Annotated in this window: 10 protein-coding genes and 2 pseudogenes; 7 read left to right on the top strand and 5 right to left on the bottom strand. The window is 47.8% G+C overall.

The genetic code is table 11. The features are described 5' to 3' along the window. The first annotated feature begins 725 nt into the window (after positions 1 to 725). Together BN93_RS10300 and BN93_RS10295 are read left to right on the top strand one after the other, a co-directional pair. Positions 726 to 2,058 (top strand): annotated as a pseudogene (locus BN93_RS10300) (DUF6080 domain-containing protein). Positions 2,059 to 2,073: 15 nt separating this feature from the next. After that, positions 2,074 to 5,490, top strand: a complete 3,417-nt coding sequence (locus BN93_RS10295) for a DEAD/DEAH box helicase (protein ID WP_019188246.1) — start codon at positions 2,074 to 2,076, stop codon at positions 5,488 to 5,490. Between the two features lie 274 nt (positions 5,491 to 5,764). Here BN93_RS10295 and BN93_RS10290 read toward each other — a convergent pair whose 3' ends face one another. The 5 genes and pseudogenes from BN93_RS10290 to BN93_RS18645 all read right to left on the bottom strand — a co-directional run. Next, positions 5,765 to 6,232, bottom strand: coding sequence for a nucleoside deaminase (locus tag BN93_RS10290; protein ID WP_019188245.1), 468 nt, complete (start codon positions 6,230 to 6,232; stop codon positions 5,765 to 5,767). A gap of 2 nt (positions 6,233 to 6,234) precedes the next feature. Further along, complete coding sequence (aat, locus tag BN93_RS10285) at positions 6,235 to 6,879, bottom strand: leucyl/phenylalanyl-tRNA--protein transferase (protein WP_019188244.1); 645 nt, start codon at positions 6,877 to 6,879, stop codon at positions 6,235 to 6,237. 212 nt (positions 6,880 to 7,091) lie between these two features. Then, complete coding sequence (locus BN93_RS10280; protein WP_019188243.1) at positions 7,092 to 9,353, bottom strand: AAA family ATPase; 2,262 nt, start codon at positions 9,351 to 9,353, stop codon at positions 7,092 to 7,094. A gap of 5 nt (positions 9,354 to 9,358) precedes the next feature. Then, the gene (locus BN93_RS10275) at positions 9,359 to 9,661 is read right to left on the bottom strand and encodes an ATP-dependent Clp protease adaptor ClpS (RefSeq protein ID WP_019188242.1); all 303 of its coding nucleotides are present in this window, start codon (positions 9,659 to 9,661) and stop codon (positions 9,359 to 9,361) included. A gap of 1,139 nt (positions 9,662 to 10,800) precedes the next feature. Beyond that, a pseudogene (locus tag BN93_RS18645) lies at positions 10,801 to 10,944 on the bottom strand (IS5/IS1182 family transposase); the annotation flags it as partial. A 450-nt stretch (positions 10,945 to 11,394) separates the two neighbouring features. Between BN93_RS18645 and BN93_RS17995 the strand changes: the two are divergent. The 5 genes from BN93_RS17995 to BN93_RS10240 form a co-directional block, all read left to right on the top strand. After that, complete coding sequence (locus BN93_RS17995) at positions 11,395 to 11,631, top strand: helix-turn-helix domain-containing protein (RefSeq protein WP_019188238.1); 237 nt, start codon at positions 11,395 to 11,397, stop codon at positions 11,629 to 11,631. Positions 11,632 to 11,646: 15 nt separating this feature from the next. Beyond that, the gene (locus BN93_RS17990; RefSeq protein ID WP_019188237.1) at positions 11,647 to 11,955 is read left to right on the top strand and encodes a helix-turn-helix domain-containing protein; all 309 of its coding nucleotides are present in this window, start codon (positions 11,647 to 11,649) and stop codon (positions 11,953 to 11,955) included. Then, positions 11,895 to 12,194, top strand: a complete 300-nt coding sequence (locus BN93_RS17985; protein ID WP_316928622.1) for a transposase — start codon at positions 11,895 to 11,897, stop codon at positions 12,192 to 12,194. Before BN93_RS17990 ends, BN93_RS17985 begins: the two co-directional genes overlap by 61 nt. A gap of 38 nt (positions 12,195 to 12,232) precedes the next feature. Continuing rightward, positions 12,233 to 12,997 (top strand): hypothetical protein, encoded by a 765-nt coding sequence (locus BN93_RS10245; protein WP_157462795.1) that lies wholly within the window; start codon positions 12,233 to 12,235, stop codon positions 12,995 to 12,997. Positions 12,998 to 13,767: 770 nt separating this feature from the next. Beyond that, positions 13,768 to 14,210: carboxypeptidase-like regulatory domain-containing protein (locus BN93_RS10240; protein ID WP_044260434.1), on the top strand; the 443-nt coding region annotated here is incomplete at its 3' end.

The raw sequence follows: 14,210 nt of genomic DNA, 5'->3' as shown, positions 1-14,210 counted from the left end.
CAGCGTATTTTTATGCTTTTCGTCTCGCATTTTGCAGCGTTTTGCACTGCGTTTAGCACCAAAACGCACTGCATTTAGCACCAAAACGCACTCCATTTAGCACCAAAACACACTGCATTTAGCACCAAAACGCAATGCGTTTTGCGGCATATTGCAGTGCATTTAGCAGCAAATAGCCCAAAAACGGGTGCAAATGGCGGTTCTTTTAAATAAAAATTCATTTTGCCGCATGCACAAGCTAACCCCATTTTGCACCCAAACAAACCTTCGCGAGAATCGATTATTTGCGGCAAGGTGAGCAGTTGGCGGATAAAAAGGGCACTTTTAATGTTAAATTTCCTACCAAAAAATAGACAAAATCTGAATTGTCGAGTTAACGAGTTGACAAGCTGACGAGTTGATGAGTTTACAAGTTAACGAGTTTTTGAGTTGATGAATTGACAAGTTTACAAGTTAACGGGTTGACGAGTTAACGGTTTTTTGAGTTGATGAGTTAACGAGTTTACAAGTTAACGAGTCGGCAAGTAAATTACATACCGCCCGAACTTTTTGTGATATGATGTGGCTCTCTATATAAAAAATGCTACATTTGCACATATAAACCATTTAAGGCTGGTTCTAAAAATTACCTTCACGGCATTTTTAGACCTTATATTTGCCGTAAATACGGTCCGTTTGGCACATAACCAGAGCCGCAAGGCACGCATAACATATACTTAGAACACATGTTTAAACTAAGAAAAGAAGAGAAACCGCTGGCCCTAGTGGCCTTCTTGGTGTTTGCATTGCAAAATGCGCTCACCCTATATAAGTACCACGACCTTTTTACACGCGTGGGATTTAGGGGCTATTGGGTGCTGTTTCACGAGATGTTCCATGTTTCGGGCTACGATGCCTACTCGTGTATCTATCTTTCAAACGGAAAAATATACTACGAACTCTCGCGCCATCCGCTGTTCGGTCCGTTGCTCGCACCGTTCTATTGGCTCAACGATGCCATCATCAAGCAATTCGATTTCAACGCCGCCATCTACATCATGGCCGTGTTGTTAACGCTCAGTGCCACCCTCAGCGCGGTGTTGTTGTTTCGCATTTTGCGTTCGCAAATAGGCTTAAAGCTGGCAGACGCCCTTGCGCTTACCGCACTGTTGTTTTCGTTTGCATCGATTATGTTGGCCGTCATGCTACCCGACCACTTTTGCTTTTCGTTGCTATTGCTCATCCTCACCTTATATATAGCCAACAAAGGCAAGGCCATGGCATGGTGGCAAACGGCACTGCTGTTGCTGTTTACGGCTGGCATAACGCTTAGCAACGGCGCAAAAACACTCTTGGCCGACCTCTTCGGCACGGGTAAGGCCTTCTTTAAGCCACGCCGCCTGCTGTTGGCTGGCGTGTTGCCGCTAGTTGTTTTGGGTGCCGCCTTCTATGCCCAATACACGCTACAACTGCTACCACGCGAGCAGGAGTCGGCAAGGATTGAGGCGCAAGTGCAAAAAAAGAACCCCAATGCCATTAAGCGCAGTGTGCGCACGAGGCCCGAAAGGAACGAATTATCGGCAAACCAATGGGTAACGACCCCGTACTTAAATGGACCGACAAGGACACACCACGACTAACGAGCGTGGTGGAAAACGTGTTTGGCGAGAGCATACAGCTGCATCGCGACCATTTATTGGAAGATCTGTTTATCTCGCGCCCTGTTGCTGTGCACTACGGGCATTGGTTTTCTACGCCGTGGAGGCTTTCGTGGTGGTGCTTTTCGTGGTAGGACTGCTTTGCGGCATGCGCCAAAGGCTGCTTTGGCTCTGCCTGTCGTGGCTGGGGGTAGACATCTTTTTGCACATCATTCTGGGGTTCGGGCTGAACGAGGCCTACATCATGGGCACCCATTGGCTGTTCATCATCCCCATCGCCATTGCCTTTATGTTCAAGCGTCTGTCGGCCAAGCCCGCCCTTGTGCTGCGCTGGGCAATTGTGGCATTGACCCTCTATCTCTACGTTTACAACGCACGGCTCGTCTTCCAATTTATGTCTCATCCCTTAACCATTGGCTAAATACCACAGCGCAACATGCCCAACCCACGCACATACATCACCGCCGACGAGTTGTTTCGCCGCATCGACCACACTTTATCCACGGCAACCACAAATCCCGAAAGCATCAACAAGCAGCTGCACGACACCCTTTCGCTGGCCTGCGATGGTGCATTGCAAGACAGTTTACAGGCCTTCGGCAATTTATTTTCCAAGGTAGACTTTCTTTGCAAACGGCATCGCATCGCCCTGCGCGATGTGGTGGCCATACAACAGATGCGTAGGGAGAGCAATAAGACACAGCCCATACCCGCAGAAGACGTGCCATATCATTGTAGGGCGCTGTCTATATTCGTATCGGCTGTGTACAACAAGCACATCCCCAGCATGCTTGTTGGGCGCATCGCCCCCACAAACAAGCCGCCAAAAGAGTTGCGACTCGTGGACTTTCGCTACCTGCGCTGCATTGTAGACCAATGCAACGACAACCAAATAATGGTAAAAATAGACAACGAAAGCTATGAAGAGCCTATGGTTCTGAACTTAGAGACAGAAGAACAAGCCTACCTTAAACCCCTGCTCCGCATAGGAATGCAACTCAACTTGCTAGATTGCACCAAGCAAGGCCATGCGCTTTTGCCGCGATTGGTGGTGCTAGAGCCCGACTTTCTGCTCGACATCAGTGCCATTGCACGCTGCTTTACCGATTACGGACACCACCCCTTGGCCTATACCGTCAACAGAATGGGGGCCAATGCCAATTCGCAAGCCATACTGGTGGGTAGCTTTGCAGGCGCAGCACTAGACGACATCATTAACAACAACACCGATTACGACTGGCGACAAACCTTTACCAACACCTTTAAAGAGCGCACAATGGACTTTTGCACCTGCCCCGACCTCAACGTGCGAGAGCCTTTTCGCGAGGTGGCAGTTAACCAAGCCAACAACATTGAGGAAATTGTAGGCCGCCTTTTCGATAACGAACAAGAGGGGTTCGACCGCTCGAAAGCCTTGCTCGAACCCTCGTTCGTGTGCGAAGAACTGGGCTTGCAAGGTCGCGTTGACCTCATGACGAGCGATTTTCGACTGCTGGTGGAGCAGAAATCGGGCGCTAATTACAACATTCAACGCAACCAACCCAACGAGTTTGGCAGCTTTCAAAAAGAAGACCATTATGTGCAATTGCTGCTATATTACGGCGTTTTGCGCCACAACTTCCGCCTGTCTAACCATCAAGTAGACATCCGTCTGCTTTATTCCAAATACCCTTTGCCTGGCGGATTGGTGGTGGTGGCCTATCTGCAACGCCTTTTTCACGAGGCCATACGCCTGCGCAACGAAATTGTGGCGCAAGAATTTGGCATCGCCCAACAAGGCTTTGACAGCATTATCGACAGGCTTTCGCCCGACACGCTGAACCAAAACCAACTCTGTTCTACCTTCTATCATCGTTATCTCGAACCCCAAATTGCTGCCGTAACCACACCGTTGCATAAGCTAGAAACACTGGAACGCGCCTACGTCTGCCGCATGCTTACCTTCGTTTACAACGAACAGTTGTTGGCAAAGGTTGGCGCACAGCAGACGCAAGGCCACAGCGGAGCCGACCTTTGGAACATGCCGTTGGCCGAAAAACGAGAAACAGGAAACATTTTTACCGCCCTTAAACTGCAAAAGGCAGAGAAAAGCAACAGCTATAATGGGGTGGACACGCTGACGTTCGACGTTCCTGAACAGGCCGACGACTTCCTTCCGAACTTTCGTCGCGGCGACATGGTGTACCTCTATGCCTACGAACCCGATGCCGAACCCGACGTGCGGCAAAGCATTTTGTTTAAAGGCGTGCTGGTAGACATCGCCGTTGGGCAGATTGTTGTGCATCTGAACGATGGTCTGCAAAACGAAAATTACTTGCAGGGCGATAAGCATTTTGCCATAGAACATGCCACAAGCGACGTGGGTAGCACATCGGCCGTGAAGGCTTTACATAGTTTTGCCACGGCCAACGCTCAGCGCAAAGCCTTGCTTCTGGGGCAAAGAGAACCGAAATACGATGCCGCGGCGGAGCTGCCGCGAAGTTATCATCCCAGTTACGACGAGGTGCTGTTGCGCATAAAACAAGCGCGCGACTACTTTTTGCTTGTTGGTCCACCTGGAACGGGCAAGACTTCGATGGCCCTGCGCTTTATCGTTGAAGAGCAAGCGGGTAACATTCTGCTGATGTCGTACACCAACAGGGCGGTAGACGAGATATGCGACATGCTGCTATCTGCGGCTATTCCTTTTCTTCGCATCGGCAACGAATACAGCTGCGACGAACGTTTTCGCCCTTACTTGCTAGACCGTCTGGTGGACAGCGACCCCAAATTGAGCCTTATCAAACAGCGTATCGCGGCCTGCCGCGTATTTGTTGGCACAACATCCACCATGCAATCGCGCTCCAACATCTTTGCGTTGAAACACTTCGACCTGGCCGTTATCGACGAGGCATCGCAGATATTAGAACCCAACATCGTGGGTTTGCTCTCTGCCAATCTGCCTCACGACACGGCCATTTTCCACGGATTGCGCCCCCAAAGCGACAGTTTGCCTGCCATTGACAAGTTTGTGCTTATAGGCGACCATAAGCAATTGCCCGCCGTGGTTCAGCAAAACGCCGCCCAAGCCGCAGTGAACGACCCGCAACTAAATGCCATCGGCATAACCGATTGTCGCCAATCGCTCTTCGAACGACTGATACACTGGGAGCGGAGCCAAGGTCGCACGCGTTTCATCGGCACACTTAACCGCCAAGGACGCATGCACCCGCACATCGCACGTTTCCCCAACGAGATGTTTTATGCCCATGAACGGCTCGATGTGGTGCCGTGTCCGCATCAGGAAGAGCAACAACTTGGCTACAACCTGCCATCGCAAGACGTGCTTGACGACCAGCTGAAAGCCCATCGCCTGCTGTTCTTCGCGGCAGAAGACAACGAAAACGAAAGTCCATCAGACAAGGCTAACCCTGCCGAGGCGCGCATCGTGGCTCGCATATTGGGGCGCATCCACCGCTTTTACGGCAAGCACTTCGATGCCAACCGCACTGTTGGGGTCATCGTTCCTTACCGAAACCAAATTGCAATGATACGTCGCGAGTTGCAAAAGCAGGGTGTCGCCGAACTAAACAACATCACCATCGACACCGTTGAACGCTATCAAGGGTCGCAAAGAGACGTCATTGTCTACTCGTTCACCATCACTCACCGCTACCAACTGGACTTCCTCACTGCCAATTGCTTTGAGGAAGACGGCCGAATTATCGACCGCAAACTGAACGTGGCACTCACACGAGCACGCAAACAGATGATTATAACGGGACACATAGCCACCCTAAGCCATAACCGAACATTTAAAGCACTTATCCAACACGTAAGGGAAAATGGACTGGTGGTGGAAGAAGAAGGGTAAGACAACAAGCTTATGAATTTGTGGGGATGAGAATTTCATCCTACTCATCCTATATATACGCGCCTACTCGCACATGAAAGGCGCCAGTTTAAGATAACAAACAACGTCCAATGCGTTTATTCCTTGGCCTTTCTCCTGGTGAAAGCCACCTGTTCAAGACAACAAATAACTCATAACAACCCATGTACATGTTAGTGGCGTTGCACCAACTATCGCTATGCGGTAGGTAGTGCAACGCCACTCAAAACGTTTAATATGAGAGAAAATGTGGGCCTCAATACTCCGTCTTCTCCACCTTCTCCTCCCACATTTTAAAGGCATTGATGGCCTCGTTGGGCAGCAACAGTTCCATATTCTTGCTGCGTTCGCTGGGTTTCAACGCCATTTCGTGGTAGATAAAGTCGTCGTCGAAACCGATGTTGGCGGCATCTTCGCGGTTGTTGGCGTAGTAAACGTTGTCGAGACGCGCCCAATAAATGGCACCCAGACACATCGGACAAGGCTCGCACGAGGTGTAAATGTCGCACCCCGAAAGGTTAAACGTGCCCAACTTACTACTAGCCAACCTAATGGCGCTTACTTCGGCATGCGCCGTAGGGTCGTGATCTAAGGTAACACGATTGGCAGCCTCAGCAATAATCTCGCCTTTGCGTGCAATCACCGCCCCAAAAGGGCCACCTCCGTTTTTCACACTTTCTTCGCTCAGAGCTATTGCCCTGCGCATCAGTTCCTCATTGTTCATTTTTATTCTTTCTGTATAATCTTAAGGTAATCGTCGTACGCGATAAACCGCCCACCCATCGAGCGCAAGTGCGGCGTTTCAAATTGGCAGTCGATTATTAGGCCGCCATGGTCGCTCATATAATGCGCCAAGTGGATAAGGGCAAGCTTGCTAGCACTGGGTGCCAACGAGAACATACTCTCGCCAAAGAAACAACGCCCGATGGTTACGCCGTAAAGACCACCCACCAGTCGGTCGCTTTGCCACACTTCAACACTGGCGGCGAACCCCTGTTCGTGCATCTTGCGGTAAGCTTTCACCATATCAACCCCCAGCCAAGCCCCATCTTCCTTAATGCGTAGTCGGCTGCAATGTCTTATCACCTCGTCGAACTCTTGGTTAAAGGTAACATGATAGGTCCCTCTGTTCATCAACGAGCGCATCGAATGCGACACATGAACCTCAGAAGGGAAGATAACAAACCGCTGCATGGGGCAATACCACAATATTTCGCGGTTGTAGCGGAACGAGTACCACGGGAAAATGCCATAGCTGTAGGCCAACAACATGCGGTCTACCGACAAGTCTCCGCCAACAGCCAGCAAGCCGTCGGGTTCACCCAAATGCGGGTCGGGGAACGAGAGTGTTTTATCTAACGCGAACACCATAGTTAATTAGGAATTTGGTTAACACCATCAACGCTCCAAAACGTCTTCGCCGCATATACGGATACGGCAAAGGAAAAGTTTGTTTTTGAAACGCAGAATTCCCCCCTCAACGACCTTTTCAGCCCATTGTATGCGTAAAGATTGCTATATGTAGAAACAAACTTGGGCATTGCGAGAGAGATTTTTAAAACGATGTTAGCGGTTGTAGCAGCTCATTTAGGCACTTCGAGCACCAGCTGCACATTGGTGTCGTCGGGTGTTGGCGGTTCGTGGCCCTTCGTTTTCACGATGGCCTTGCCGCCTTTTTTCAGCTTTCCGAAAAGCATTTCTCGGGTAAGCAGAGGTTTTAGCAATGCGGCGATAACGCGATCCATTTCGCGTGCGCCATACTGCGGTGTGAAACCCTTTCGCAACAGGTAGCTTTCGGCCGCGCCATCGAGCGTAAGCTCCACGTTGCGCGCAGCCAACTGCTGTTGCAGGGCCTTTATTTTCTTCTTCAATATCAGTTGCGCCATAGCCTCGTCCATATCGCGGAACACCACGGTGGCCGAGAGGCGGTTGATAAATTCGGGTTTAAACGTCTTCTTAACCTGCGCCATCATAGCCTCGCCACGCGACACATTGCCGACAAATCCCACACTGGCTTGCGAGGCAAACTGCGCACCGGCGTTGCTCGTCATGATGAGAACAACATTGCGGAAGTCGGCTTTCTGACCTTTATTATCCGTCAATCGGGCATAATCCATCACTTGCAGCAGGATGTTGTAGATGTCGGCATGCGCCTTTTCTATCTCGTCGAGCAGCAACACGCAGTTGGGCGTCTTGCGTATCGCATCGGTAAGCAGACCGCCATCTTCATATCCCACGTATCCCGCAGGCGAACCAATGAGTTTTGCCACAGCATGTTTCTCGGTGTATTCGCTCATGTCGAACCGCACCAATTCAATACCCAGCTCTGCGGCCAACACGCGTGCCACCTCTGTTTTTCCCACGCCCGTAGGTCCAACAAAAAGCATGGCAGCCAGCGGTTTCCCCTCTTCGGTAAGTCCGGCCTTAGCCGTCTGTATGGCTTGCGTAACCAATTCCACGGCTTGGTTCTGACCGTAAATCAGTTGTTTCATGCGCTTTTCCAGCGTAAACAGCGCCTCGTTACCCTCGTCTTTCAAGGCAACAGCCTGCACCTTGCACACCTTCGTAAGCACATCGGCCACCAAGACCTTGTCCACTTTCTGCCGTTTTGTGGGCAAAGGGTGCATTTGGCGGTAGGCACCAGCCTCGTCAATCAAGTCGATTGCCTTGTCGGGCAGGAACCTATCGTTAACATACTTGGCACTGGCATGCACGGCAAACTCGATAACTTCGGGCGAATAGTGCACGTTATGGAACTTCTCGTACTGCCTTTTCAGTCCGTTAAGTATCTTGATAGCCTCTTCGGGCGACGGTTCGGGTACGTCTATCTGTTGAAAACGGCGCACAATACCGGCACTCTTGGCAAAATAGCGGTTGTATTCGGCATAGGTTGTGCTACCGATAAAGCGCACTTCTCCCCCTTCCAGATAGGGTTTCAGCATGTTCGATACGTCCATCGAGCCTTCGCTCGAACGGCCCGCACCCACCAAGTTGTGTATTTCGTCGATGTAAAGGATGGTGTTTCCCTCCATCAGCAGTCCGTTCATCACCTGCTTAATGCGCTTTTCCAAATCGCCCCTGTATTGCGTTCCGGCCAAGATGGTGCCCATATCCATTTGATAAATGCGGCACCCTTGCAGCCGTTGCGGCACTTCGTTGCGTTCTATCATCGCCGCCAGCCCATACACCAAGGATGTTTTGCCCACACCAGGTTCGCCCACATGCAGCGGATTGTTCTTTTCCTTGCGACACAACACCTGTATGGTGCGTTGCAATTCTTCTTCCCTACCGATAAGCGGATTATGGTTCCTGTACGTATCGTTCACGCATGTAACGAGCGAACGCCAAGGTTCCTCTTCCTCATCTTCTTCGCCATCGCTGCCGAAGATGGGCAAACCTTCGTCTTCATCATACAATTCTACCAATTCGGCCACGAAGTTAGAGGCGTTCTCGCCCAACTGCTTGCTTAGCAGATAGGCCGCATCAGAGTTTTGCAAGCCCAGAAGCGAGGTTACCAGATGCGGCACTTGCAGCATGTCCACCTCGGCCATCATAGCCAGCTTGCGGGCATTGGCAATCACCTCTTCCATCTGCACCGAGTTTCCCGGTACATGATGCCAATCGTTCGGCACGTTTTCCATCTTCCCCACCACATTGTCTAGCTGAGCCATCAGCTTAGTGGTGTTGCCCCCCGATGCTTGTAATGCAATAGAAAAGTTATCTAGGTTTGTCATGCCCATGAGCAGATGCTCGGGTGTGACAAACTCGTTTCTGTACAGCATGCAATAGTTGAACGCACTATTGAGCACTTGGTCGGTTTCATGAGAATTGATATATATTGGCATGGCGGTTATCCAGGTTGACAGGTTAAACGTAACGGGTAGCCAGCATGGCGTGCCATGTCTGTGGCCTTACTCACTTTCGACATGGCCACATCGTAGCTATAAACGCCCACAATGGCCTTATCGCTTCTGTGTACGGTAAGCATCAGGGCCTCGGCCTCCGTGTCCGACTTAAAGAACACGACTTTAAGTATCATCACAACGAAATCCATAGTAGTAAAGTCGTCGTTATGAATAAGCACCTTATATTTGCGCGGTTCGCGCAGATTGGTGCGTACGCGCTCTCTAATTGCCTCTTGTTGCTTTGCCATACAAGTGCAAATATAGTGCGAATGCACGAAAGTGCAAAATTTTTTAGCTTAAAACATTGGCCCAAAACGCAGTTTTTCCTAATGTGATACAACCTTTCAGCCATGTAGGACAAGATGTAGGGCGCATAGAAAGGTAAAAACTGCATATAAAAACGCATAGCAATGCTTTTTAAAGCGTAAAAACAGCCTTGTCTTTATACCCAATTCGGCTGTTATAGCCTGTGCAGATTTTGTTTAGAACTCATAAACTTAACAACTCACAGCCCCATCAAACACACACCCCACCCTTCTTGTCAACTCGCCAACTTATTAACTCGTTAACCAACTAACCCAGCAAATCAAAACTTAAATTCTTATTCTTTATTTTACAAAATCCATCAAATTCTCTCGTCATTCTAGCGAAATTATAGGCTAAAAAGTAGGCAAACGTCTACCATTTCTAACCTTTCACGCCCCTCGCCTTGTCTATTTTTAAGAACAAAACCTGCATTTTGCACCATTTTGTCTTTCTAGTTTGGTTGGAAGCCTGATTTTTTTCAAGCCCAAATACACCCATTTTACCCCTAAAAACCCACTTTTCGATGAACATTTTGCCCCTATCAGCCACATATTTCGTGGTTCAAGAAGGTTTTATTTATACCATCCCAGCGGATATTCATACTTTTTATCTCGCATTTGGCGCCATTTTACACTGCATTTAGCACCATTTTACCTTGCATTTAGCACCAAAACAGCTTGCGTTTTGCACCAAAACGCACTGCATTTAGCGGCAAAACGCATTGTATTTAGCGGCAAAACGCACCCCGTTTAGCTGCAAATAGGCCGAAAACGGGTGTTAGCGGCGGTCGGTTTAAATAAAAATTCATTTTGCCGTATGCACAGGCTACCCCCTTTTTGCATCAAAACAAACCTCCGCGAGAATCGATTTTTTGCGGCAAGGTGAGCGATTGGTAGACAGAATGGCCACTTATCGCGTTAAATTTCTTACCGAAAAGCTTACAAAAATTGAAGAGTTGACAAGTGGACAAGTGAACGAGTTAATCGTTCGTCTTATCGTGTTTTGGCATAAATACGTCCATTTTGACATAAGGACACAAGAAACATAAAGAAGTAGTCTTGACTTTTCCCTCATTCCTATGCCACAGGAAAGATGCTTTCAACTTGTAGAGCATGCACTGAAAGGCATCCAACAGGTTACTTTTCGAGGCATACCCACGTTTTGCCACAGACAAATGCGGCAGAATTACAGATTTTATCGTATCTTTGTCCAGTACTTCGTACATGAGAGGAGTGTTTGTCTTGGTTTTCACAGCACAAAGATAATAAACTCCTCTCAATTTATAGAAATATTAAAAGTCAAGGCAACTTCATTTCATTTTCAGACGAGATAGTTATGATTTTAGTTAGATTTATTAAACTGCTTACAATATTCATACTAACGGGATGCTCTTGCCTCCGAAGTGGTCAAGGCTGTAATATAAAGGAAATTGTAAGCGAAACATACAATAACGACAGCATATGGACTATTCATGTTGTATTTAATGGTCGCCCCGATAGGTTCCAACGTAAACAACTTGTTAATGAGAGAATAACAAAAGAACATCCAAATGAAGTATTCAGAATTTCTGCAATGAAAGAGTACAATGGAAAGATGTATAATAACTACATTTATCAAATTATAGTAGAAAGTAAATAGATTTGGGAAATATTAAGAAGAAACGTAGCTTTGCATCATGATGTTAAACTTATCCCTAGAAGAACTCGAAACCCTTCGCAGGCTTCAGCACAGTAAAGAGTTTGAACCCTACTGGCTCCAGATTACCTGCATACTGATGCTGGCGCATGGTCACGATGCGAAAACAATCGCCTACGACCTTGGAATAAGCCTGTCCTGCGTGTACAACTATGCCGAGACCTACAAGTCTGGTGGCATTCCTAAACTGACCAACAACCACTATAAGGGGTATTGAGGACCTCTGGATGGTTTGCAAATCGTCGCCCTAGGTGCTGAACTCCGTTGTAAGGTATATACCGATGCCAATAGTGTTGTACTATGGATAAAGTGTTCTTTCGGCTTGTCGTACACCCCACAAGGGCCGGCAGACCTGCTCAACCGCATCGGATTCACCTACAAGAAGACGGCGGAAGAGCCTTGTAAGGCTGGCGCACAGAAACAGGAAAAGTTGGTCGAGGAGTTGTTCAAGACACTTAGGAGCATCCCGAAACCACCGAGATATACATCATATCCGGCAATGCCAAGTGCTATCATAACAAGGAGTTTGCCCAATGGGTGAAGGGTTTGAGGATAAGGCAAGCGTTCCTACCTCCGTATTCGCCAAACCTCAACCTCATCGAACACCTTTGGAAAAGGCTCCAGAAGAAAGCCATCAACACCGGATTTTACAGAGCGAAAGAAGAGTTCAGGCGAGCGGTGACGAATTTCTTCGAATACATCGCCGATTACAAAGAAGAGTTGAAGCCGCTTCTAACTCTCAATTTCCGATTGGTTAATTCCAAAACCATTTCGTTGTAACTATAAACGTTTTTACTTAATCTTCGGAGTATATTAGTATGAAAGTAACAATTTCAAGTATCATTCTATTGCTTTGTAGTATTTCTTTAATGGCACAGCAAGAAAAGATCAGCTTTACTTACGACAGTTTCGGATATAAAACGGCTGCTCAAAGGCGGTTTGTGGAACTATACTCACAAGACGCAGATAGCCTCCCCTCCGAACGGTCGACAAGCCTGTTGCCAAACAAATTCAAAACAAAGGATTTAGTTTTCATTTCTATACCCATTTTGGGGTGGAAAAACCTAACATACAGGTGTGGGGATAATATTGAACCTTTAATAGCATTTAAGCAGGATTTCTTATTTCAAGAGGTGATTGTTGTAAGGAGAGAAAAAGGTTTAAGAGTTAAAACCTTTGAGATTTTCGATTCTTTCAATGAAGAAAACCGAAAGAAAGACAGCATAAACAATGTTCAATTTTCTTTGGTAGGAAGACCTATAATGCCGGATAGAGATGGGATAGAAAAGCGAATACATAAATACTGTTTAGAGAATCCCAATGTATTTGTGTTTATGCTCAGGGGGTTGCATGGCTATTATGCCGTTATTAAGGGAGAGTTCGTAAAGTTGGTTTTGAGAGGAGGCAAAATCAAAGGCGTGCCAGGTAGCGAATTTGTTTGTAAGCACTATGGGCAAGAGTTTGTTAACGATGCTATTACCGATGGCTTTAGGACTGGCTATATATACTTGAGCTGTAGCGATTGCAAAGTGCATAAGCCGATAATGATTGAAATTGTTAAGAAGGAATGTGAAAAGCAATAATTATGGAGTTGTCTTGACCTTGTCTTTCACCTTTTCATCTGAATAAGTGCGAGAGACATTAAATATCGCACAGAAAACAAGCATAATGAGCACTACATATTATACACACCCTATCGGTTCATTAAACCGCTTGTCAATTATTCTTGTCTGTTTCCATCGCCTCCTGTTTGTCTTTCGATTTGGACTTGAATGTCGACAACCCTCCCACACTCCCCCTTACTTAGTACCCCGCAACTAAAAACCAAAAATATTTACCTAACATTCGGTATTGCGGAAGTTGTAATTTATTAAGACCTTTGCAAGGATTTTTCAATACAGTGCAATTCAACAGCTGTTAACGCAAAGGGAATATCAACACAAGCACCTATCGCCGTTCGAAGAGGACAACGGTTACTTTCGTTCCACCGCAAATTCAGTGAAGGCAGTGCGGCCCGTTACGAACAGCACATGGTGCACACTCCTTAATATCAATAAGGTGGTTTTCAGAAAAAGGCAGTGCCTAGTACAAACCCACATAAGGTTTTGGAGCGACATGTCAAAGCCACCTTGACAACCGAACGACGAACATCATCAGCCAGATAAGCAGGCAAAGGCACGCACGCGCCGCCCTGTTCTCGCTTTTGCAGGATAGCACCGCCACGTTCAAGGGTTGCCGTTTACAAGCCAAAACACATCTACTCAAAGAAACGGGGCAGACCTTAGAAACCCCCATAACGAGGTTATACCACATTAACAGGGAAACTGTAACATTCCCTATATCAGGAACTAAAATGAAGAAAAACGAGAAAGACGAAAGGTTCACAGACACTTCCGCAAGCATAGCCGGGCATGCCACGCTATGCCTGGCACTGCTGTTGTGCTTAGGAGGAAGGCCACAAGGGGCATTTGGAAGTCCAAAGCCAGGTGCAGAGGTGCACGTCAACGCAGAAGAAACCACACAAACCGTGGTGGTGAAGAGCGAAAGTACAGGCGAACCCATTGCAGGAGCCGTGGTGAGATGCGACGCCGCCGCTGCACCTGCCGTAACAGACATTAACGGACTATGCCGGCTGCAACTGAAAGGCAAGACCGAAAAGGTCAAGATAGAGGTATCGTCGGTGGGTTACAAACGCCTTACGCAAACCATTACGCCCACCCCTAAGCAAACGCTGACGCTGAAAATGGTCGACGATGCCAAGATGATTGGCAATGTGGAGGTGACGGCACAGAAACG

The organism is Prevotella conceptionensis 9403948, from assembly GCF_000312305.1.
Lineage (GTDB): Bacteria > Bacteroidota > Bacteroidia > Bacteroidales > Bacteroidaceae > Prevotella > Prevotella conceptionensis.
This window is presented reverse-complemented; position numbering and strand designations above follow the sequence as displayed.

Excerpts from the sequence above, each read along its gene's own strand:
- BN93_RS10295 (WP_019188246.1), top strand. The coding sequence starts at position 2,074 with ATGCCCAACCCACGCACATACATCACCGCCGACGAGTTGTTTCGCCGC.
- BN93_RS10290 (WP_019188245.1), bottom strand. The coding sequence starts at position 6,232 with ATGAACAATGAGGAACTGATGCGCAGGGCAATAGCTCTGAGCGAAGAA.
- aat (WP_019188244.1), bottom strand. The coding sequence starts at position 6,879 with ATGGTGTTCGCGTTAGATAAAACACTCTCGTTCCCCGACCCGCATTTG.
- BN93_RS10280 (WP_019188243.1), bottom strand. The coding sequence starts at position 9,353 with ATGCCAATATATATCAATTCTCATGAAACCGACCAAGTGCTCAATAGT.
- BN93_RS10275 (WP_019188242.1), bottom strand. The coding sequence starts at position 9,661 with ATGGCAAAGCAACAAGAGGCAATTAGAGAGCGCGTACGCACCAATCTG.
- BN93_RS17995 (WP_019188238.1), top strand. The coding sequence starts at position 11,395 with ATGATGTTAAACTTATCCCTAGAAGAACTCGAAACCCTTCGCAGGCTT.
- BN93_RS10245 (WP_157462795.1), top strand. The coding sequence starts at position 12,233 with ATGAAAGTAACAATTTCAAGTATCATTCTATTGCTTTGTAGTATTTCT.